We start from the raw sequence: 21,809 nt of genomic DNA on the forward strand, positions 1-21,809 counted from the left end.
GTATTTCAGCTCCGGAAAAGTCCTTGCGGTCAGAGATGGGATCAGGAGCGGCTTTTATATTCCAGCGCCGCAGAGACCAGACCGGAGAAGAGCGGATGGGCCCGGTTGGGCGCTGACTGGAATTCCGGATGATACTGGCAGGCGATGAAGAAGGGATGAGTGGGGAGTTCCACTACCTCCACCAGTCCATGCTCATCGTTGATGGCGCTGATGACCAGGCCGGCTTTTTCCAGGTCTTCACGGTAGGCGGGGTTGAATTCGTAACGGTGGCGGTGGCGTTCATTGACGTTGTCCTTGCCGTAAAGCTTGTGGGCCAGGGTTCCCGGCGTAATCAGCGCCTTGTAGGCGCCCAGGCGCATGGTGGCTCCCATGTTTTCAATGCCTTTCTGTTCTTCCTGGAGGCAGATGACAGGGTGGGACGTAGCTTTGTCGAATTCCGTGGAGTTGGCGTCGTCCATGCCGCAGATGTGGCGCGCATATTCGATGACGGCTACCTGCATGCCCAGGCAGATGCCCATGAAGGGAATGCCCTTGGTGCGCGCATATTGTACGGCTTGTATTTTTCCTTCAATACCCCGGTCGCCGAAGCCGCCGGGCACCAAAAGGCCATCCACGGAACCGATCAGGGCTTCCGCTCCCTTTTCTTCCAGTTCTTCCGCATCCACCCGCAGGATTTCCACGCGGGCGTCATTTTCCGCGCCGGCATGGGTAAAGGATTCATAAATGGACTTATAGGCATCCTGAAGGGCGATGTATTTGCCGACAACGGCGATTCTTACGGAATGGCTGGGGCTGACGACCCTGCCTACGTAGCGCTGCCAGTCTGCCAGATTCGGGGGAGGGACGTCCAGTCCCAGGCGTTTTGTCACGATGCGGTCGATTTTGTCCTGGCTGAGGTCCAGGGGGCATTCGTAAATGGTGTTTTTCACGTCACGGAACGCAATGACATTTTTGGCCTCTACGTTGCAGAACATGGCGATTTTGCGGCGTTCGTCCTCGCTCATGTCGTATTCCGTCCGGCAGATGATGACGTCGGGCTGAATGCCGATTTCCCGGAGTTTTGCAACGGATTGCTGCGTAGGCTTGGTTTTCATCTCCCCGGCCGCCTTGATGTAGGGGAGCAGGGTGACGTGGATGAAACAGACGTTGTCCCGGCCCACTTCCAGGGCAAATTGGCGGAGGGCTTCCAGGAAGATGTGGCCTTCCATGTCTCCTACTGTGCCTCCGATTTCCGTGATGATGATGTCCACGTCGGATTTTTCCGTCACTTCATAGAGCCTGTTCTTGATTTCATCCGTAACGTGGGGGATGTATTGGACCGTCTTGCCCAGGTAGTCGCCGCGGCGTTCCTTTCTCAATACGTTTTCAAAGACTTGCCCGGAGGTAAGGTTGTTGAGGCGGGAAAGGCTGCAATGGACGAAGCGTTCATAGTGCCCCAGGTCCAGGTCCGTTTCCGCACCGTCATTCAGAACGTACACTTCTCCATGCTGGAACGGGCTCATGGTGCCTGGGTCCACGTTGAGGTAGGGATCGAATTTCTGCAGGGTCACTTTCAGTCCGCAACGTTCCAGCAGAGTGCCGATGGATGCGGCTGCCAAGCCCTTGCCCAGAGATGATACGACGCCGCCTGTGACGAAGATGTATTTCATGATAATGTCTGTTCCTAGTGTGTGTTTAATAAAATCTGTTCGACCTGGGCTGCCTGTTCCGGCGTATCCACTCCCACGCTGACATGGTCCGTCAGGATGACTCTGATTTTGGCCCCGTTTTCCAGTGCGCGCAATTGTTCCAGGGATTCCGTGAGTTCCAGGGGGGTAGGTTTCCAGCGGACATAGTTTTCAAGGAAGTCCCGGCGGTAGGCATAAATGCCAAGATGCCTGAGGGGCGAGGAAATACGTGAATTGCGGGCGAAGGGGATGACGGACCGGGAAAAATAAAGCGCATCTCCGCTGCCGGCAAGAACCACTTTTACAATATTGGGATTGTCCAGGTCTTCTTCTCTGTCAATGAGGCAGGCGACAGTGGCCATGGGAAGGGCGGGATCTGCCGCCAGCACACCGGCCAGACGGTCAATCAGGGCCGGATCGATGAGAGGCTCATCCCCCTGGATGTTGACGATATGGGTGGCGGAGGGAAATGCCTGGACAGCTTCCGCCAAGCGGTCGCTACCGCTGGGATGGTCCGGAGAAGTCATGATGGCTTTTGCCCCGAACGCCAGCGCGGCCTCAAGAATGCGTTCGTCATCCGTGGCGATAGCCATATCGTCCAGCCGGCTGCACTGGGAGACCCGCTCCCATACGTGTTGGACAAGTGGTTTTCCGGCAATGGGATGAAGGGGTTTGCCCGGGAATCTGGAGGACCCCCAGCGCGCAGGGATAAGGCCAATGATATGGTGGAGAGGGGCGGAAGCCATGGAGAGGTTAAACGTTTCGGGACCTTATCAATTCCCCTCCGAATAGTCCAGCCTCAAGCAATGGAAGAAGACGGTTTTTCCGAAAAGTGCATCGGAATATTCAGCAGGGAACCCCGGAAGAGCTGGGAAGTCCAGGTTTTTCTTCCTTCTGCTGTATCATGAGAGGAACATATTCCCTGCGCATATGGATAGAAACGTACAATCCCTCCCTTTTGGCACAGCAGAACAAGACCTTGATGATTCCCAGTGAAATAATGTCCTCAGCAATGTAAGTATTTTCCCCGTAAAGGAAAAAGAAACCCAGAGGACGGATGAAGTAAAGGGTTGTAATAAATAGAATACCCAGGCTGTATTTGCTGTAGCGATAAATGCGGCCGACCTGCCATGCATAGACCATGCCGATGACGGATATGATGGAATATAGTGTAAGACCTACATATCCAATTGCCTGAATAGTAGATATCGGACCGCTATGCCATAATCCGTTCCAGGCGAAAGATATCTGGTTGGTATTAGTGAGATGGTATGCTTCTTCGTAAATGTTTGCTTTGAGGATATTGATGTCGCGGGCGAATCCATCGCCGAATATTTTATCTTGAATGAATATTTCCCTGTCATCCAAGGCCCATTTCCACATTTCCACTCTCCATTGGATGGAAGCCATCGCATCCTCCCTGGCCTGGGAGCTGACTTCGAGAAATGGGAGGACGGATAATATTCGTTGTACCCCAAAAGGAAGTTCAAGCAAGGTTTTTGATGAGGAAAGAAGCATAAGCATGGCTAACCCGAGAATGGGGGCTACAATGCTGACAAACCATCGTTTGTAAAGTAAGGAGACGATAAAGAAGAGCAACAGGATAATGGCAATGGAGGAACGGAATCCACTAATTAAAATTCCTGCGCATGCCGAGGCCGCCAACAACCCCCACCAGGGACGTTTGATCATCTGCCATACGGAGTATTTTAAAATAAGCACTTGAAGTACCAGTATGGAGATGGCGAGGTAAGAGAAGTTTCGTGTATCTCCGTCCGTCCCTGCTTCTGCTCCTGCAGACTCGGGAGAGAGTAATGTCCTTGCCGTTTGGGCCAGTGTAAAGAGAAGAATCAGGGCAATAGACCATTGGAGCACCTTTCCTAACTCCTGGCTGGTTGTTTTTAATGAAGACAGACATAAATAGGCCAGCAACGCCTGCAGGAACATGATATATCCCTTGCCTCCATAATAATCTTCCAGAATGTTTATTCCCAGCCCAAAGGGATGAGTCAGAAAAACATAGGCAACATGGATGAAAAGAAGGAAAATAAAGGTATCCAGCAGAGGAATGGAATTCCAGGTCAAGCTGGAGCGCCTGAGCATGACATTCCACAAATAAAAGGGCAGCACGACGGAATAGGCAAATAAGGGAGCATAGGAATTAATTGAAAAAGGAATGAAGAGAGGAGGAATGAGTATCCAGAGATACCATACCTTTTCCTTCATCATGTATAGTCCTGCCAGGGCGAACGGGGCTATGGCAACGGCAATGGAAACTGGATCACCGTCTGCAGATATGAGGCCTCCGATGATGGCGAGGAGAATGGCAATAACTGAAATCAGTGTAATCTTGAATAAGTCGCCATTCATAACGCGGTCTGAAATTCTGTACGGAACAAACCGGTAACAGAAAAGAAGGATGGATGGTGGAGTATAGGGGATTCGAACCCCTGACCTTCTCATTGCGAACGAGACGCTCTACCAACTGAGCTAATACCCCTTTAGGAATTACCGGAGGTAAGCTACTCGACATCCTTGTGGAGATCAAGCATAATTGAATAAAGGAGGATAATTTTTTCACGATGTCTCTTCTGAAAGGATTGTGCAGAATTTTTTAATGTAATATCGGAGATAGAGCCTGAAATGTCAGTTCCTTTAATAGGTCTCGGTATGAATTCTATCAGTCGACATTCGTGGGTTTACTGAGGAAGTTTCTTATTCATAAATAATAGTTTCATATTGATGATAAATGTTTTTAGGTGTGTCATGCCTGTAAAATGCGTGTTCAAAAGAGGGATGATATCCTCCCATTATAAGCTTGACTTGAGAGTTTAAAAATTGAAGCATCCTTGACGGATGATGCAAGTTACGTGAAAGAATCCTTAATTAGAATAATTTGATTTTTATTTGGGAAATTAATATTTTTTCTAAAATGGATATTCTGTGCATAAAACAAGAATATTGCGTTTTTCTTCTGTAATGCAATTGTTTGTATTATTACGGAGAGGCTTTCAAATAATTTTGGACTCTCAATTCATGATCGTTTTAAATATATTACTCATAACTCTGCTATGAAGGCACCGATGATTGACTCCAAAGATCACCATGAAGGCTTTTCAATGGGAAATTATCTTGGGCGGGAGAAATGGCTTGATATTGCCAAGCTTCTGGCGGCCATACTTATAGTATTCTAGCATGTCCCGAATTTTACAATCAACAGCATCAGCCATTCTCTAACGGGAGGGAGCAATGTAGCGTTTTTCATGATCCTCTCCGAGTATTTCATGGGAAAGAACATTTCCTGGGACAGGTGTTTGTCGCGGTTTATTTCTCTGCTGGTTCCATTTCTCTTTTGGAACTTTATCGTTTCATTTGAATACGACAGTGTTCCTTATATGCATGTTTCCGAGTATTTATGCCGCTTGGTGGGTTATCAGAGTTTGTTTGTTCCTGATTTCAATCCTTTGGGAGTCCAGGTCAGTATCGGACAGCCTTTTTCTACGCCCACCTGGTTTTTGAGAGATTTATTGCTTTGTTTTCTTGCTACCCCCATCTTGATCAAATTCAGGACATTTTTAATTCCTTTCATCGTGTTGGCCTTTTGCATGAACTGGCCAATAGTGATCAATTCCATCAACGCGACATTATCCCCATTTGTATTAGCTGAGTTTTCACTTGGCCTCTACTTGAGCAGATATGACATTGGAAAAGTTAAAGAATTTTTTGAAAGAAATGAAAAATCACTCATACAAATCTGGCTTTTGCTTACAGGATTATTCTTTGCCACCGGCCTTAATAATTACTTTTTTTGTGTTCAATCCCATACAGATTGGTCCATTTTTCAGCGATGGAGCGATCTGGGCGTTTTTAAAATAGACTGGTATTTTATAGGTTATACTCCGGCGTTGCTGCTGGCAGGATCATTTTTTATTTTATTCATGGGTTTTCTATTGAACAAATACTGCAACAAGAGTGGTTTTCTGACCAAATTGTCTGGAGCCTCATTTTTAATATTTATTCTGCATTATCCCATATTTAATCTCACTCCAGATTGGATTTGGAAAAAATCGTTCATATTGTGCATTGTGGGAATAATAGCCGTCATTGGAGTAATTTCATGCTTCTATCTTCTCATCTCCAAATATGCTCCGCGGTTGTTGCCTTATTTGGCCAATGTCCGGAACTTCCCTAAAAGACAGTCATGACGATCATAAAAAAAATTGCCCTTTGTCTGTTGATAGGAGTGGTTTGCGTAGTGTGCGCATATCTTACCCTTTTTGCAAGGCGTGCAGAAATCGTATTTTTGGAAGAGGAGTATCCGGAAATGGGAGCGAAACGACTTGAGAAGCATGCAAGAGACAAACACATACTGGATGAATCGCCTGATGGAGCGATTATTGTGTGTGGTGACTCCCTGATGAATTTCTGGCTAAAAGATTCACCAGAGTCCTGGAAGCGTTTTATGGAACCTCTGGGATGCATCAATGTTGCGACGGCAGGGGATACCATTGGAAATTTGCGATGGCGTATTCATGATGGATTGTTTGATCTTGCCAGGCCTTCCGTAATTGTTCTTTGCATCGGCACCAACAATATTTCCATCAATACTCCGGATTGGCTGGTAATGAGAGGACTCAGAAGCCTTGTGCATGAATTGAAAGAGAAGTACGACGAGTCTATCCGTCTTGTTCTGATACCCCCTCTCAATGCCAAGGAAGAAACCTCGATGTGGAGGTTCCGGGAAAAAATGTTAAGCGAACCATGGGGGAGGAATATTTATGTTTGTCCCTTGTTCAAGGAATTGCAGGAGCCTGGGCAAACAAGAGCTGCAGATAGGTACATGGCCGACAATGTCCACTTGTCTCCTGCCGGTTATGAGCGTATTGCCGCTCCTTTATCACGGTTTGTCGAAAGTGTGAAAAAATCAGGAGAACCCTAAGTAAAGTGTTGCTCTTCTTCCCCTGTGGATGGCATGCAGATAAAAGCTGAAGCTCATAAGTCAGAGAATCTTTTATTTCAAGCATCTACCAGTTTTTTCCTCCTCTGTATTAGGAAAACTTGATAATAGAAACGAGAATACTTTTCAGGAAGACCATCCTTCTTCTCATTTTGCCGGGGAGAGTTTCTCCATGCTGAGAGGATCATGCCGGCAATGGATGCAACAGGAAAATAACGCCTCCTTCCAAATGGAAAAGAGGAAAGACGGCGTGGCGGAATCATCCGGTTTTTCCGGAATTCCGGCGTGGCTTTAATGCCTCTGCTTGTTTTTAATGCGGTTTTTAAGGTGGGCTTCTTCAAAAAGGCCGTCCATGTACAATCCTGTGGCTTGCGCCTTTCTGAGACTTTGGGCTGCATTTCTCAAAGAAGGCAGCGCCTCCTCATAGGATGGAACGCGTCCTTTCTTCAAGGGGGAGGCTTCCATGACGTGCCATCCCCATTTGCTTTTGACGAGCACAGGCGTGTTGTCAGGCAGGGAGGCAATGTCCAGATCCAAGGTTTCCGCAGTACGGGCCGGGTTGATCCAGCCCAGAGAGCCTCCGGCGGAAGCCGTCCGTTCATCTTCGCTGGTACTTTTGGCAAGCCGTTCGAAGGATTCTCCGGCCCGCAGGCGCGCCAACAGGGCTTCCGCCGCCTGCTTGACCTGATTGTCGTCCTTGTGCAGGGTGGAGAGGAAAATGTGCCTGGCCTGCCGCAAATCCGGCGTTTTAAGCCTGTCCTTGACCAGATTGTAGTAGATTTTCAGTTCTTCGTCGGTAGGGTCCGCAACCTTGATGGTTGCGCGGTAAAGCTGTTCCGTCTGCTTGAGGCGGGCGGCAATTTTCTGCCGGAGCTGCTCTTCGGTGAGTTTCTGGCCGTGGAGCATTTCCAGATATTTCTCCCTGTCGCCGTCAAAACGGGACTGGATTTGCTTTTCCGCCTGGGCGGCTTCCGCATTGCGGTTGGGGAGCTGCAAATCGTTGACCCGGGTTTTCAGGCGCAGGAGGGAGGAGCTGATGAGGTCATATCTGGCACGGGGGGCCAGCTCCTTCTGCACATCCAGTTCATGGGTGAGCGTCATGCCGTCTCCCATGTCCAGCACGGCGGGCTGGCGCAGAATGCCCAGCTCCGCAATTCTCCTGTTTAGCTGGTTGGCGGTAAGCGGTTCTCCGTAAACTTCCGCGATGCGTTCGGAATTGTCTCCGGGCGGTCCCGGCATGGGTTTCAGGTAGGCATCCATCCTGCCCGCCAGGAAGCCGTGCCAAATGAACAAGTCCCCCACCAGATAGAGCAGGAACGCTCCATAGATCACGAGCTTGAACGTGAATTTTCCGGTGGGGGACATAAGGGGCAAGGTACGACGGAGGATTAGTTTCCACCACCGGAATCCGCCAGACGGGCCGACTCGGGGGGCAGGAAGTTGCGGAACCTCTTCTTTTCAATGCTCTTCATGTAAGCTTCTTCCGGGGAAACGATGCCCTGCTGGAGCTTTTGCCAGATGGCGTCGTCCATGAATTGCATCCCCATGGATTTGCCGCCCACGATGACATCCGGAATCTTTTGCGTAGCGCCTTCGCGGATGATGGCGCCCACGGCGGGAGTGGCAAAGAGGATTTCATTGACGGCCACGCGTCCCGGCTTGTCACAGCGCTTCATCAGGAGCTGGGCCACGACGCCGCGGAGGGAACCCGCGAGCATGGTGCGCACCTGTGACTGCTGGTCGGAGGGGAAGACATCAATAATACGGTCAATGGTTTTACTGGCATTGTTGGTGTGCAGGGTTCCGAAGACCAGAAGGCCGGTTTCCGCGGCGGTGAGAGCCAGGGAGATGGTTTCCAGGTCGCGCATTTCACCCACGAGCACGATGTCGGAGTCTTCGCGGAGGGAAGCCCGCAAGCCGTCCGCGAAGGAAGGCGTCTGCAGGGGAACTTCCCTCTGGGTGACGATGGATTTTTTATTGGGGTGGACGAATTCGATAGGTTCCTCCACCGTGATGATATGCCGTGCCTGGTTGCTGTTGATGTAGTCGATGATGGCGGCCAGCGTGGTGGATTTACCGGAACCGGTGGGGCCGGTAACCAGCACCAGGCCGGACCTCATGTGGGCGAATTCCTTGACCACCGTCGGAACGCCCAGCTCTTCCAGCGTAGCGATTTTTGTGGGAATGAGACGGAAGACGGCGCCCAGTCCATGCTGCTGCTTGAAGTAGTTGCAGCGGAAGCGGGAAGTTTCGTCCATTTCATAGGCAAAGTCCAGATCGCCTTCTTCCAGGTATTTCTGGAATGCCTGCGGGTCGCAGATTTCCGAGAGCAGGGTCTTGAATGCCTGACCCTCTAGATTTTCGTCAGAAATGGCGGAAATGGTACCGTTGACACGGATTTTTGGGGGCTGGCCTTCGCTGAGGTGAAGGTCGGAGCCTCCGGATTCTACGAGATATTTGAAGTATTGGTCGATAACAGCCATAACAGGAATGTGTCAAAGTTAAAGGTTACTTGATGCCTAGGAAGGCTTTCATGATGGTTTTGTCTTCCGAGCGGAAGAGACAGTCGTCTGCGGTGATGAGCCCCGCCTGGTAAAGGGCCCTGAGTGAGTCGTCCATCAGAATCATGCCCTGGGCCTTTCCTGTCTGGATGCAGCCGGGAATCATGAAGGTCTTGCCTTCGCGGATGCAGTTGGCAATGGCGGGCGTGTTGACGAGCATTTCAATGGCGAGGGCGCGGCCGTTGCCGTCCGCCCTGGGAACGAGCTGCTGGGAAATGATGCCGCGCAGGGATTCACTGACCATGATGCGGATCTGGTCGCGCTGTTCCACCGGGAAGACGTCCAGCACACGGTCCACCGTGCGGGCTGCGGACCCCGTGTGCAGCGTGCCGAGCACCAGGTGGCCCGTTTCTGCGGCGGTGAGGGCCAGGGAAATGGTTTCCAGGTCGCGCATTTCACCCACCATGATGACGTCCGGGTCTTCACGGAGCGCGCCGCGCAGAGCCCGTGCGAAGGATTCCGTGTGTTTGTGCACTTCACGCTGGTTGACGTGGCAATTTTTGGAGGGAATGATGTATTCGATGGGGTCTTCAAGCGTGATGATGTGGTCGTGGCGGTCCTGGTTGATGAAGTCCACGATGGAGGCCAGCGTTGTTGATTTACCGGAACCCACGGAGCCCGTCACCAGAATGAGGCCGTTGGTGTAGCGGGTCAGAGGCACCACATAGTCCGTCGGCAGCCCGATTTCCTCCATGGTGCGGACTTTCGTGTTGATGATACGGAAGCAGATGTCGTAACCCAGGCGCTGCTTGACGACGGAGGCGCGGTAGCGGCCGAAGTCGTTGGCATAGGCAAAGTCCACGTCGCCGCGCTGCTGAAGGCGGTTCCATTCAGGCTCCTCCAGGAATCCCCGGGCCAGGATTTCCGTGTCCTTGGGAGTGAGGTTGGGGGCTTCTTCCCAGATGGGCAGAAGCTGGCCGAACCGGCGCCATGTGGGGCGGCTGTTGACGGCAAGGTGGATATCGGAACAGTCAAAGTCCTGTCCAAGCTTAAGATATCCGTCGACGTGGGGCAAAATGTATTCGCTCATGTTTTGAATGCAGCAAACTGATAAAGCTACATACTAGCGGAAAGGGGCCTTTTTTGACCAGCAAAAAATAAAAAGTCCTCCACTTTCGGAACCGCCGTAAAAATGGCGTTTTTCCTTTGCCGGGCAGGGAGCCGTCAATGGCTCCGGAATTTGAACAGGCTGAGGATTTTTTTGTTGGCCAGGTCAAACCCCAGCTTTTTCAGGGAGGGGAAGGCCAGGGTAATCAGGATTTCAATCATGAACCTGAATATGGAGGAATTGACCAGTCCTCCGGGCAGTCCGGACAGGCGCGGACGCGCCGGGGCCGGATGGCTCTTTTTTCCCATGAGCATTTTGATGAGCAGAATGCCTCCCACTGTGCCGACGATGGAGCCGATCACAGGAATGGACATGGCTCTTTTTTTCAGCTGCCGGAGATGGTCCGCCTGATGCTGCACCTTCTGGGTGAAAGCGTCGGTCTCATTGACGATATCCAGCCGGGAAGTGGCTACCTGCATCAGGAGTTCGAGCTTTTTTTGAGAGCCATTTGCAGACATGATAAATCCGTTTTAAGTTCTTCCGCCGTAGCGGGGGCGATGGGAGTAACGCGAATGCGGCTGAACATGGCCAGAGCAATGGCGGCAACCAAAATGTGGAACCCGGCCGTCACGGCAAGCCCTGCGATGATGTTCCAATAATAGGCCATGATCATGGTCAGCAGGCACCATACGAAGAGGTAGCCGAAGAAGGCCATGAAGGCGGCCAGCAGGAGCAGGGCCATTTTTTGGCCCAGCCGTTTGGACGCTTCTTCCAGCTCCAGCTTGAGCAGGCCGTACAAGGCTTCCAAATGGGAGAGTGCGGCCGCACCGGCTTCCCGGAGAGAACGCGCCATAGCCATCCCTTCCTCTTTTTCCTCCATGACCGGGGTGACGAAGGTGCGTTTGAATTTGTCGATCAGACCCATGGCACGAATTGGACGGAAGGGGAGGCGCCATGCGAGCGGGACGCATGGCGCGGGACAGATTAACGGCGGCGGATGAGGAGGCCGATCAGGAGACCCACGCCCATGGCGATGAGCATGGACTGGGTGGGCTTTTCCTTCACGTATTCTTCACTGGCTTCATGAAGATGCTTGGCCTTGTCGCGGATGACCACTCCCTTTTCCTGGGCGTAATCGCGGATGGTGCCCGCCTGTTCCGTGGCTGCCTTGCGTATTTGGTTTACTTTGGCCGCAGCGAAAGCCCGGGCCTGGTGAAATCTGGTAACGGCCATGTCGCGGGCGGAGGGGCAGGAGCAGCTGGCATCCGTTGCTGTTACGGTCGGTTCAAGTTCGGTTTGATTGTCTTGCATGATTGATTAGAGTGTTAAGGTTGAATTCCTGTTGAAAACATGTCGGCTTACATGTGTTCGCCTCTCACATTAGGGATTTTTAGCATTCTTCCCACTAATGGCAAGTGTGTAAAACGGCTTCATGCCGAATTGTGGGCCGTCGTCAGCGTCGGCTGCCGGAAAAACCTCCGCGCGGATCGGCCTTGATCTGTGGCTCATTCGGATTCCGGTAGCGGAGAATGCCGTAATCTCTCAGGTTGCGGATGAATTCCTGGGCGTTGGCGCGGAAGCGGGCGTCATAAAGCAGCAGGCCCAGGAAGCCCTGGTTCTTGCGTGCATCCGCCGTAACGGAGGCAATGTGGTCGGAAGCCTTGCGCAGGGCGGTGAGCGTGGAGGGAATTTCCTTGATGGCCGGGTCCAGTCCCTCCAGCCTGCTTTCCACTCCGTCAATGATCTTGCGGGCGTTCCGGATGGTTTCCTTCATGGCAGCCACAGATGTTCTGGTTTCTTCCATCAGGCCGGGGAGTTCCTTCCCTGTCTTGTCCATGTTCATCAGTACGCCCTTGACGTATTGAAGGTTTTCCTTGTCCAGAAGGCTTTCATTGATGATCTTGGTGGTCTGCGACAGGCCCTTGGCCGCCTCGCTGATGTTGAGAAGGGCTTCGTCAATATTGCCGGAATTCTTTTCTATCCGTTTCAGGATGGCCAGGATTTCTTCGCTGGCCACCACGGCATTGTTCTTGAGCTTGCTGATGTCGCTCTCTGCCTGCCCCATGATGGTTTCATGAGGCTGGATGTACTGGTCCGTGGGTGGGGAAGGGGGAACGATTTCAATGTACTTGTCTCCCAGAATATTCTGCATGTCTATGCGGAAGACGGAACCCACCTGGATTTTTACGCCGCGCTGGATGCTGGCTTCCAGCATCACTTCATTGCCGGAAGGCAGAAGTTCCGGAGCCTTGGTGACTTTTCCCACGGAAACGCCGCCCAGCCGTATCTGGGAGTCTTTGATGAGACCCGCCGAATCCTTGAAAATGATGTTGATGGGGTAAGTTTGTTCCTTGGTGGTTTTCAACCCTCCAAAGCCCAGAATGACCCCCAGGATCATGAGTATTCCGGCAATCAGGAAAATGCCTACCCATGTTTCCGGTTTAAGTTTTTGCTTCATGTTGTGATGGCGGTTTTTCTATTGGTTTCTTTCCCGTTCCGCGCGTTCCAGCAGAACCCGTTGAAAATTTTCATGCATTCCCGCCAGGGAGGCCCAGTCTTCCCCGGAATCCCCGTACAGGAACTTTTTCAGGACTGGATCTTCGGAATGCAGCAGTTCCTCCGGCGTGCCTGTCCAGTAAACTGTTCCCTCCCGGAGATAGACGATTTTGTCCGCAATGCGGATCACGCTGGGCATGTCATGGGAGACGATGACGGTGGTAATGCCCTTGTCCTTGCAGATCTGGCGGATCAGGAAGCTGATGCTGTCCGTGACGATGGGGTCCAGACCTGCCGTAGGTTCGTCATACAGGAGGCATTCCGGCGTCATGACGATGGCCCTGGCTACAGCCACGCGCTTGATCATGCCTCCGGAAAGGTTCGCGGGCATTTTTTCTTCCTGTCCTGAGAGTCCGACGGATTCAAGCGCCGCAGAAATCCGGGAATCCAGCTCTTCTTCATTTTTCAGCCCTGCTTCCTGCAGGGGAAAAGCTACGTTTTCCCCCACGCTGAGGGAGTCGAACAGGGCCCCCTGCTGGAACATGAATCCAATCTTGCTCCGGATTTCCCTTTTTACTTTTTCCGGAACATTGCTGATGCGCCTTCCGTCTATGTCCACATAGCCGTCCAGAGGGTCTATCAGGCCGTCCAAATGCTTTAAAATGACACTTTTCCCGGCGCCGGAACCGCCGATCAGCGCCAGAAGCTCTCCCTTGTCCACGTCAAAGCTCACGCCTTTCAGCACCTCCTGGGCGCCGAAGCTTTGTTTGAGCTGGCTTACGCGGATGAACGGCTGCATGGCTTTGGAATAAGGGTTATCTCATGAATCCCATGGGGAAGATGGAGTTGAGAATCATGGTCAGGATGAAGTTGGCAATGAGGAGCGCCACGGAGGCATACACCATGGCCTGCATGGTGGACTTGCCCACTCCCACGGCCCCGTTTCTGGTATTCAGGCCCTCCCGGCAGGAAATGAGGGAAATGATGAGCCCGAAGACCAGCGCCTTGACCAGCGCCACGATGATGTCCCCCATGGCTACGAATTTGCTCATGAAGTGCATCCAGTACGCCTGGTCCACGTTGAAGGCCGTAATGCTGACGATGAAGGCGGAGACGATGCCGACCAGCACGGCTTCCATCATCAGGATGGGCATGGAAATGAGCATGGCCTGGATGCGGGGCTTCACCAGGTAATCCACGGGGTCCACGTTCATGGACTTAAGGGCGTCCACCTGTTCCGTCACTTTCATGGTGCCGATTTCCGCGGCCATGGCGGATCCTACGCGTCCCGCAAGCATCAGCCCGGTGATGACGGGCCCCAGCTCCCGGAACATGCCCACCGCGACGACGGCTCCCCCCATGGTTTCCATCCTCACCGTCTGAAGCTGGAACAGGGTCTGCGCCTCCAGCACGGCACCCGTGAAGGCTCCGGTAATGATAACGACGGGCTGGGACTGCACGCCTATTTTTGCAATTTGTTCCACAAGGACGCGCATCCGGAACTTTCCGGTCCACATGCAGGCGCACACCTGGTACAGCAGCAGTCCGATTGATCCCAGACGATCAATCAGGCCAATGGCGGTGCGGCCAACCATGGTGGCTACATAGAACTGCATGGACCCTACTAATCACTTATTCCGTGCGAAGAGCAAGCGCAATGTACGCCACAGGGTTAAAAGGGAATAGGCGTGTCCTAGTCCGCCATCTGATGGATTGCAGGTACTTCCGGCGTGCCGGGAATGGAGCGCAGAAAGAGCCCGGGCGGCAGTTTTCTCCGGTCCCATTCCGTAGTACGGGCCAGCCTCTGCAACCTGCGTATTTCCAGTTCCCGGTCCGGCATGAGAGCCGCCAGGTGCGTGGCGGACACATGCTCCCTGTGCAGGCGCATGAGCAGGCCGTCGCGGAGGACCGCCTCCGGTGATGCGGTGGCGAATTCAGGGAACAGGGCAGCCAGTTCGGATTCATACAGGTCTTTCAGCGGCATGAAATCCGCCGTACAGGCCGCCCGGATGGCGCGGAGGTCCGTCGTGATGTCCGTTCCGTTCAGGGATGAGAGCAGAAGCGCCCCCTCTTCATCCGCCAGAGCGCGGATGCGGCACGCGGAAAGACAGCCTTCTTCTGCGGAACCGGGCTGCACTTCACTCATGGGCGGCAGGCTGATGGGGCGGATTCCCAGTCCGGCGGCCAGATGTTCCGCACGGGCAATGTCCTTTTCCGGTGTGCCGGACAAGCGGGGGATGAATCCCGTGACGGGGAGATCGGGGAGTGATTTTTTCAACACATGGGCCAGCAGGCTTGAAAAAGCGCTCTCCAGCAGGTTCAGGCATGCGGAACCGCAGCCCGTCTTCAGGATGAAATCCGCCGTTCCCTTGCGGAGCACATGCCGGGTTTGCCAGTCCGGGGCAGGGAGCGGTCCCGTTTCGTCCGCTGGTATTTCTCCCGGGATGACTGCCGCGTCCCGTTCAAAGAGCCGCAGCCTGGCGGCCAGCTCTCCCGTGCCGGACCACAGGGATGAAGCTCCGGGTAGCATAAACGGACCTTCCCCTCCCGCCAGGCGGACGGTTGCTACCGGGAGGGCTGTTTCCAGCGCCAGACGGCGGCTTTCCTCTTCGTCCTGCTCCAGTTGTCCCTCATGCCAGGGAGCCGCAGGCATGCGCAGAAGCAGGCACGGCTTGAAAGATGGACGTTCATTTTGTTCCCCCACGGGACGGACAGTAAATTCCCCGGATTCCTTTCCCCGGAACAGGCCTACGGCCGGAGCTGAGTTTTTCTCCTGGCATTCACCCGGGATGACGGCTTTCTGGGGAAGGAGACGGCCTAAGCGGAGCAGATAAAGGCGGATTCCTCCGGCATCCGGAGCGCCAAGCAGAAGGGGAACTTCCGCTATTTCACGGGCCAGATATTCAAGGGCGGCCTGGTGCTGCGCCCGGAAGCCGCTGCGCAGGGCCAGTTCCCCCGTGTTCATGCCCCCCAGGGCCAGAGGCGGGCAAATGACGATTTCCGCTCCCCGGTCCAGGCAGGTCCGGTACAGTTCCACGATGGCCCGGAGATTTCTGGGAAATTGGCCGGGAATGGTTTCCGGCTGGATCAGTCCTGTTCGCAACATGGTCCGGCAAGCTAGCCCATTCCGCGGTTCCGGACAAGCCGGGATGCCGTGAATTCCCCATAAAGGGGAATATTCCTGTGGAGTTTTTACAGCAAGGAGCTTGTCATGTCCGCGCTTCATGGTATGATCCGTCCCGATTGCCTGCCGTCCGTTGGCGGGGGCATCAGTCGCAACTATTTATGAGGGAACAGTCAACACAGGGGCAGGAACCCGCTGCGCAGAACATCGTGCATTTATGGCGCGAATACCTTCGCCCTTACAAGTTAACCCTGGCGGGAGCCGTGCTCGGGGGCGTTATCGCCGCCCTTTCCAGCGGCTTCGGCATTCCGGCGATCCTGCAGTCGGTATTCTCCGTGATCTTTGACGGGGAACCGCTCCCCATCTATGCGGAACGCATCATGCTGTTGTTCGTGCGGCCTGAGGAACTGCCGTGGCTGACCGTCTGGGTGGCGGCAGCCCTGCTGCCCCTTGTCGTGGTGGTCCGCGGCCTGTCTTCCTTCGTCAATGTCTATTTGTTGTCCAAAATAGGGCTGGGCGTGCTGGAAACCATCCGGCTCAAGGTGTACAGGAAATTTCAGGACCTCTCCCTTTCCTTCCATGACCGTTGCCAGCGGGGGGACCTGCTGAGCCGTCTGATGCAGGATACCCAGTTTCTCCAGGGCGGCCTGGTCCAGATTGCCAATGATCTGATCATCCAGCCCCTCACCCTGTTGGGTGCTCTGGGATTTCTGGTTTACAAGGCGTCCGTCAGCCAGCAGTTTCTGATTCTGCTGGCCAACATGCTTCTGGTGGGGGCCTGCGTGATCCCCATCCGCTATATCGGCAAAAAGATGCTTGTCCGCGCACGTACGGTGCAGGCCAGCCAGGGGGATCTTTCCTCCACGCTCCAGGAAAATTTTTCTTCCCAGCGGGACATCCGCGCCTTTGAACTGGAACAGCAGCAGACCAACCTCTTTAAAAACAGGATACGCCGTTATATCCAGGCTTCCATCAGTGTGGTCCGGTGGCAGAGCCTGCTGACGCCCCTGATTGAATTCGTCAGCGCCGTTGCCATGGCCGCCACCCTCTTTGTCGCCAACATGAACGGGATGAGCATGGGGGACTTCGCCTCCCTGGCTACGGCCATGTACCTTTGCTATGAGCCGGTCAAAAGGCTGGGAGCGGTCCACAACAAGGCGGAAACCCTCAAAGCCGGGCTGGAGCGCATTAATGAAGTGCTGCATGCCGCGGACGACGTTCCCGAACCGCAAAACCCGAAGAGTCCGGAAGAATGGAAGGGGGAAGTCGAATTCAACAACGTCTGTTTCAGTTATCAGGAAGATGCCCCGGTCATGCGGAATATTGACGTCCGCATTCCGGCGGGGCAGGTGGTTGCCCTCGTCGGCCCCAGCGGGGCGGGGAAAACGACTTTCATCAACTTGCTGTGCCGTTTTTACGACGTGCTCTCCGGTAGCGTGAAGGTGGATGGAGTGGACGTGCGGGAAATGAGCAAAAGGGACTTGCTGTCCCACATTGCGCTGGTGTCCCAGTATCCCGTCCTGTTCCGTGGGTCCGTGGCGGACAACATCCGCATAGGCCGCCCGGAAGCTTCGGACAAAGAAGTGGAACAGGCAGGGAGGATGTCCGCCGTGGACAGTTTTGTGAATGAGACTGGGGAAGGCTACGGCCGCCTGATCGGCGAGATGGGGGAAGGGCTCTCCGGCGGACAGCGTCAACGCGTGTCCCTGGCCAGGGCGTTTCTGAAAGACGCTCCCATTCTGGTGCTGGATGAAGCCACGGCGTCCCTGGACATGAAGAGCGAGGAACTGATCCAGAAAGAAATCGAGAAGCTGGCTTCAGGAAGGACCACCTTCATCATCGCCCACCGGTTCAGCACCATCCGCATGGCGGACCGCATTCTGGTTCTGGAAGGAGGGCGCATTGCCGCGGACGGCACGCATGAGGAACTCATGGAAAAATCTCCCCTGTACCGGGATCTTTACACCAAGCAGCAAATGATTGCGGAAGAGGAAGGAGGCACGTCATGTTAAGGCAGTTTTTCGAGTACGCGCGGTATTTGAAGCCGGTGGTGAAGCTGTTCATCGCCGCACTGGCCGCCGGAGCCCTTGCCGCCGCCGCCAGCGGCTTCGGCTTCCCCGTGATGATTGCCAAGGTATTTCCCGTGGTATTCGACAATACGCAAATTCCGCCGGAAATACATGACATCATTGCCCGGACGGTAGCTCCGGAACACATGCACGTCGCCGTGCTTGTCGCGGTGTGTTCCCTGCTTCCGCTGATATTTGCCATCAGGGGAATAGGCTCCTTCTTCAACGTGTACTGGATCAGCATCGTCAGCATGAAGGTGCTGGAGGAAATCCGGCTGGACGCCTTTTCCAGGCTGCAAACCCTTCCCCTGTCGTTCATCGACCGCCAGAAGCGCGGAGACCTCATCAGCCGCCTGCTGAATGACGCCGCCGGCGTGCAGAGCGGCCTGGTTGTGGCGGCCAATGACATCATCAAGCAGCCCCTTACGCTGCTGGCCGCGCTGGGATTTCTCGTTTACCAGGTCTTTGTCAATCCGCATACGGCCATCGTGCTGCTGAATCTCGGGCTGATTGCCCTGGCGGTGTGGCCCATCCGCTTTTTCGGCCGCCGCATCATGAAGAAAGCCAAGCTGGCGCAGGAGGAACTGGGGAACATCACCGCCGCCGCGCAGGAAAACCTGGCGGCGCAGCGTGAAATCCGCTCCTACGGCATGCAGGAACAGCAGGTGGGATTATTCCTGGGGCTGATCCAGCGGTTCTTTCAAATCAACCTCAGGACGGTAAAATACAGGCATTTCCTGGTGCCGGTCCTGGAAATCGTGACGGCTCTGGGCCTGGGCATCCTGCTGGTGAAGGGAAATGAAATGGGCATGACCAAAGCCGAATTTACGGCCCTGGCCGCGGCTCTGTTCATGTGCTATGACCCGCTCAAGCGCCTGGGCGTCACCCTCACCAACCTGAAAAGCGCGTACGCCTCCCTGGAGCGCATCAACTACATTCTGAAAGAGCCGGACACCATGCCGGAGCCTTCCGACCCCGTTCCGCTGGGGCGTGCGTCGGGCAGGCTGGACTACGATCATGTTTCCTTCTCCTACGACGGGACCCGCCATGTGCTGAACGGCATTGATATCCACATCCGCCCCGGTGAGGTGGTGGGGCTCGTGGGGCCCAGCGGAGCGGGGAAAACCACCTTCGCCAGCCTTCTGCCCAGGTTTTACGACGTCAGTTCCGGCGCCGTGCTTGTGGATGGCGTGGACGTGAGGGCCGCAACCCTGCACGATGTGCGCAAAAACATCGCCTTCGTCTCCCAGCATCCCGTGCTGTTCCACGGCACCATCATGGAAAATATCCGGCTGGGGCGTCAGGACGCCACGGATGAGGAAGTCATCGCTTCCGCCCGTTCCGCTTCCGCGGACGAGTTCATCATGGGCATGCCGGAGGGCTACCAGACCGTGCTTGGCGACGGCGGAAGCGGCCTGTCCGGAGGCCAGCGCCAGCGCGTGGCGATTGCCCGCGCGTTTTTGAAAGACGCCCCCATCCTGATTCTTGACGAAGCCACCGCCTCCCTTGATGCGGAAAGCGAGGCCCAGATCCAGCATGAACTGGACCGGCTGGTGGAAGGCAGAACAGCGCTGATTGTGGCCCACCGCTTCAGCTCCATCCGGGTGGCGACGCGCATTCTGGTATTTGAGGATGGCCGTATCGTAGGGGACGGCACCCATGAGCAATTGTATGCCTCCTGCCCCCTGTACCGGGAGTTGTACGACCGCCAGTCCCTGTAAAAGGGCTGCGGCGGAAGGGCCGGTTTTTCGGGAAGAAAGGGCCGAGATTCCCTCCCGGTGGCCGGCCGGAGGAAAGATGGCTGTTTTTTCTCAAGGCATGGAGGAAAGAGCTATTGTCAAACAGGATGCATGATGTAGTATTCCGCCAGCATGAATACATTGGACGAATCCCTGACGAATGCCGTGAAAGAGGGTAGGCTTTTGGAATCTTCCCTGACCAACATCCGCCTTCTTCTGGCGGGAACGAAATCTCCCGTGGCGCGCCAGGCCGTGGAGGAACTGGCCGCCGCCGGACAATGGCAGGAACTGAATGACCGTTTTTACAAAACCCTGGCTTTCGGCACGGGGGGGCTCCGCGGACGCACCATCGGCAATGTGGTCACGGCTGCGGAAGAAGGAAAGGGCGGCGTCAACGGCCGTCCGGAATATCCCTGCGTGGGAACGGCCTGCATGAATTACTTCAACGTGGGGCGTGCGATGCGCGGCCTGATCATCTATGTGAAAAAACACGTGGAGGCCACAGACCCGGGAAGAAAGCCCCGGCTGGTCATCGGGCACGATACGCGCCATTTCTCCCGTGACTTTGCCGAATTCTGTGCCGGAATCGGCACGGACCTGGGCTGCGACGTCTATCTGTTCGACAGCCCCCGCGCCACGCCGGAAATCTCCTTTGCCATCCGTGAATTGAATGCGGACTCCGGCGTTGTGCTGACCGCCAGCCACAACCCCTCCCACGACAACGGCTTCAAGGCCTATTTCAGCGACGGCGCCCAGCTTGTTCCCCCGCATGACAAGGCGGTGATTGCGGAAGTGAACGCCCTGACCTCAGAAGAATACGAACCCCTGCCGGAAAACCGGAGGGGAAAACTCCACGTGCTGGACTCCTCCTTCGACCGCATTTACATGGACAGGCTGAAATCCGTGCTTCTGCGTCCGGAACTCTTCTCCAAAGGAGGCGCCAAAATCGTTTACTCCAACCTGCACGGCACGGGCGGCCACATCATCGTTCCGCTGCTGAAAGAACTGGGCTGCAACGTGCAGACCGTGGCGGCGCAGGACGTGCAGGACGGCCGCTTCCCGACCGTGGCTTCCCCGAACCCGGAAAATCCGCCGGCACTGGCCATGGCCATTGAACAGGCGGACGCTTCCGGAGCGGACATCGTCATCGCCACGGACCCGGATGCGGACCGCATGGGAGTGGCCGTGCGTGGGGAAGACGGAAAAATGTACCTTTTGACGGGCAACCAGATCGGCTCCCTGCTGGCGTGGTACCGCTGCATGAGCATGTCGGAACTCGGCATCATCAATGACTCCAACCGTTCCCGCGCCGTCATGGTGAAAACATTCGTCACCACCGGGCTGCAGGACGCCATCGGCCACCACTTCGGGTATGAAGTGGTCAACGTGCTCACGGGGTTCAAATACATTGCCCAGAAGCTCGGAAAATATGAGGAAGCCATCCCGGCGGAAAAACGCAGGGACTACCGCAGGATGAGCGAGGAGCAGACGCGGGCCCTGCGCCTGCAATACAGCCGCTACTTCGTATTCGGCGGGGAGGAAAGCTACGGCTACCTGGCCCAGGACTTCGTGCGCGACAAGGATGCCAACTCCGCCGCCATCATCTTTGCGGAACTGGCCGCTTATGCGGAAAGCGCCGGAAAAAGCCTGCTGGAACTCCTGCATGAGCTCTTTGAAAAATTCGGCGTCTATCTGGAAATGGGCAAATCCCTGGTCATGGAAGGTGCGGACGGCGCCGCCAAAATTGCGGCCCTCTCCGCGTCCTACTCCGCCAATCCTCCCGCGGAACTGGACGGCGTCCCCGTCAGCGGCATCCGCGACTTTTCCAAGGGGGACATGGTAGACGTGGAAGGCGATCCCATCCCCGCGGAAAAGATGATCTTTGTGGACCTGGCGGACGGCCGCAGCTTTGCGGTGCGCCCCTCCGGCACGGAACCCAAGATCAAATACTACCTCTTCGGCCACGGGAAGCCGGGCGAGCCCGTGAAGGAGGCGCTGCCCAAGGTCCAGGCCTCTCTGGACTCCCTGTGGGCAGCCGTGGAAAAGGATGCCCGCACCCGTTCCGACAGCTAAATATTGTTAACAAATTCGCCCCGGCCACTACGCAATGTGGACGGGGCGAATTTATTTTCTTGCCAAAGAAGGCGG

General features: G+C 54.9%; 19 protein-coding genes and 1 tRNA gene. 5 read left to right on the forward strand and 15 right to left on the reverse strand.

Going from position 1 to position 21,809, the window contains the following annotated elements; all coding sequences use genetic code 11:
• Nucleotides 1-41 precede the first annotated feature (41 nt).
• The 4 genes from pyrG to OQH67_RS08945 form a co-directional block, all read right to left on the reverse strand.
• Nucleotides 42-1,649, reverse strand: coding sequence for a CTP synthase (gene pyrG, locus OQH67_RS08930; protein WP_067573790.1), 1,608 nt, complete (start codon nucleotides 1,647-1,649; stop codon nucleotides 42-44).
• A gap of 14 nt (nucleotides 1,650-1,663) precedes the next feature.
• Nucleotides 1,664-2,413, reverse strand: coding sequence for a 3-deoxy-manno-octulosonate cytidylyltransferase (gene kdsB, locus OQH67_RS08935; RefSeq protein WP_215436176.1), 750 nt, complete (start codon nucleotides 2,411-2,413; stop codon nucleotides 1,664-1,666).
• A gap of 100 nt (nucleotides 2,414-2,513) precedes the next feature.
• Nucleotides 2,514-4,037, reverse strand: a complete 1,524-nt coding sequence (locus OQH67_RS08940) for an O-antigen ligase family protein (RefSeq protein ID WP_215436173.1) — start codon at nucleotides 4,035-4,037, stop codon at nucleotides 2,514-2,516.
• A 54-nt stretch (nucleotides 4,038-4,091) separates the two neighbouring features.
• Nucleotides 4,092-4,167, reverse strand: a tRNA-Ala gene (locus tag OQH67_RS08945).
• A gap of 721 nt (nucleotides 4,168-4,888) precedes the next feature.
• On the opposite strand from OQH67_RS08945, the gene OQH67_RS08950 reads away from it, so the two are divergent.
• Both OQH67_RS08950 and OQH67_RS08955 read left to right on the forward strand, forming a co-directional pair.
• Entirely contained in the window at nucleotides 4,889-5,872 is a 984-nt protein-coding gene (locus OQH67_RS08950) for an acyltransferase family protein (RefSeq protein ID WP_257227030.1), read from the forward strand.
• A complete protein-coding gene (locus OQH67_RS08955) occupies nucleotides 5,869-6,606 on the forward strand; it encodes an SGNH/GDSL hydrolase family protein (protein ID WP_215436166.1) in 738 nt (245 codons plus the stop codon). The genes OQH67_RS08950 and OQH67_RS08955 overlap by 4 nt, the downstream gene beginning before the upstream one ends.
• A 77-nt stretch (nucleotides 6,607-6,683) precedes the next feature.
• Here the strand turns inward: OQH67_RS08955 and OQH67_RS08960 are convergent, their stop codons facing one another.
• From OQH67_RS08960 to OQH67_RS09010, 11 genes are all read right to left on the reverse strand, one after another.
• Nucleotides 6,684-6,965 (reverse strand): hypothetical protein, encoded by a 282-nt coding sequence (locus OQH67_RS08960; protein WP_215436163.1) that lies wholly within the window; start codon nucleotides 6,963-6,965, stop codon nucleotides 6,684-6,686.
• Nucleotides 6,916-7,989: a peptidylprolyl isomerase gene (locus tag OQH67_RS08965; RefSeq protein ID WP_215436160.1), complete on the reverse strand. Its 1,074-nt coding sequence runs from the start codon at nucleotides 7,987-7,989 to the stop codon at nucleotides 6,916-6,918. Before OQH67_RS08965 ends, OQH67_RS08960 begins: the two co-directional genes overlap by 50 nt.
• A 23-nt stretch (nucleotides 7,990-8,012) precedes the next feature.
• The gene (locus tag OQH67_RS08970) at nucleotides 8,013-9,107 is read right to left on the reverse strand and encodes a type IV pilus twitching motility protein PilT (protein WP_067573778.1); all 1,095 of its coding nucleotides are present in this window, start codon (nucleotides 9,105-9,107) and stop codon (nucleotides 8,013-8,015) included.
• A gap of 25 nt (nucleotides 9,108-9,132) precedes the next feature.
• A complete protein-coding gene (locus OQH67_RS08975; protein ID WP_067573776.1) occupies nucleotides 9,133-10,215 on the reverse strand; it encodes a type IV pilus twitching motility protein PilT in 1,083 nt (360 codons plus the stop codon).
• 134 nt (nucleotides 10,216-10,349) lie between these two features.
• A complete protein-coding gene (locus tag OQH67_RS08980) occupies nucleotides 10,350-10,712 on the reverse strand; it encodes a hypothetical protein (RefSeq protein ID WP_215436157.1) in 363 nt (120 codons plus the stop codon).
• Nucleotides 10,712-11,158 carry a phage holin family protein gene (locus OQH67_RS08985; RefSeq protein WP_215436154.1) on the reverse strand — a complete coding sequence of 149 codons (447 nt, stop codon included), beginning with the start codon at nucleotides 11,156-11,158 and terminating at the stop codon, nucleotides 10,712-10,714. The genes OQH67_RS08980 and OQH67_RS08985 overlap by 1 nt, the downstream gene beginning before the upstream one ends.
• A gap of 59 nt (nucleotides 11,159-11,217) precedes the next feature.
• Nucleotides 11,218-11,544, reverse strand: a complete 327-nt coding sequence (locus OQH67_RS08990; RefSeq protein WP_067573770.1) for an ElaB/YgaM/YqjD family protein — start codon at nucleotides 11,542-11,544, stop codon at nucleotides 11,218-11,220.
• Between the two features lie 142 nt (nucleotides 11,545-11,686).
• Nucleotides 11,687-12,691 (reverse strand): MlaD family protein, encoded by a 1,005-nt coding sequence (locus tag OQH67_RS08995; protein WP_215436151.1) that lies wholly within the window; start codon nucleotides 12,689-12,691, stop codon nucleotides 11,687-11,689.
• A gap of 18 nt (nucleotides 12,692-12,709) precedes the next feature.
• Nucleotides 12,710-13,528, reverse strand: coding sequence for an ABC transporter ATP-binding protein (locus OQH67_RS09000; protein WP_215436148.1), 819 nt, complete (start codon nucleotides 13,526-13,528; stop codon nucleotides 12,710-12,712).
• Nucleotides 13,529-13,544: 16 nt separating this feature from the next.
• On the reverse strand, nucleotides 13,545-14,345 hold the full coding sequence (locus OQH67_RS09005) for an MlaE family ABC transporter permease (protein ID WP_215436145.1): 801 nt from the start codon (nucleotides 14,343-14,345) through the stop codon (nucleotides 13,545-13,547).
• A gap of 77 nt (nucleotides 14,346-14,422) precedes the next feature.
• Nucleotides 14,423-15,835 (reverse strand): NAD(+) synthetase, encoded by a 1,413-nt coding sequence (locus tag OQH67_RS09010; protein WP_215436142.1) that lies wholly within the window; start codon nucleotides 15,833-15,835, stop codon nucleotides 14,423-14,425.
• 179 nt (nucleotides 15,836-16,014) lie between these two features.
• Here OQH67_RS09010 and OQH67_RS09015 point away from each other — a divergent pair, with 179 nt between their 5' ends.
• The 3 genes from OQH67_RS09015 (at nucleotide 16,015) to OQH67_RS09025 (ending at nucleotide 21,734) form a co-directional block, all read left to right on the forward strand.
• Nucleotides 16,015-17,865 (forward strand): ABC transporter ATP-binding protein, encoded by a 1,851-nt coding sequence (locus OQH67_RS09015; RefSeq protein WP_215436139.1) that lies wholly within the window; start codon nucleotides 16,015-16,017, stop codon nucleotides 17,863-17,865.
• The gene (locus OQH67_RS09020; protein ID WP_215436136.1) at nucleotides 17,859-19,643 is read left to right on the forward strand and encodes an ABC transporter ATP-binding protein; all 1,785 of its coding nucleotides are present in this window, start codon (nucleotides 17,859-17,861) and stop codon (nucleotides 19,641-19,643) included. The genes OQH67_RS09015 and OQH67_RS09020 overlap by 7 nt, the downstream gene beginning before the upstream one ends.
• 150 nt (nucleotides 19,644-19,793) lie before the next feature.
• Complete coding sequence (locus OQH67_RS09025; RefSeq protein ID WP_215436133.1) at nucleotides 19,794-21,734, forward strand: phospho-sugar mutase; 1,941 nt, start codon at nucleotides 19,794-19,796, stop codon at nucleotides 21,732-21,734.
• Nucleotides 21,735-21,809 lie beyond the last annotated feature (75 nt).

Source organism: Akkermansia biwaensis, assembly GCF_026072915.1.
Taxonomy (GTDB): domain Bacteria; phylum Verrucomicrobiota; class Verrucomicrobiia; order Verrucomicrobiales; family Akkermansiaceae; genus Akkermansia; species Akkermansia biwaensis.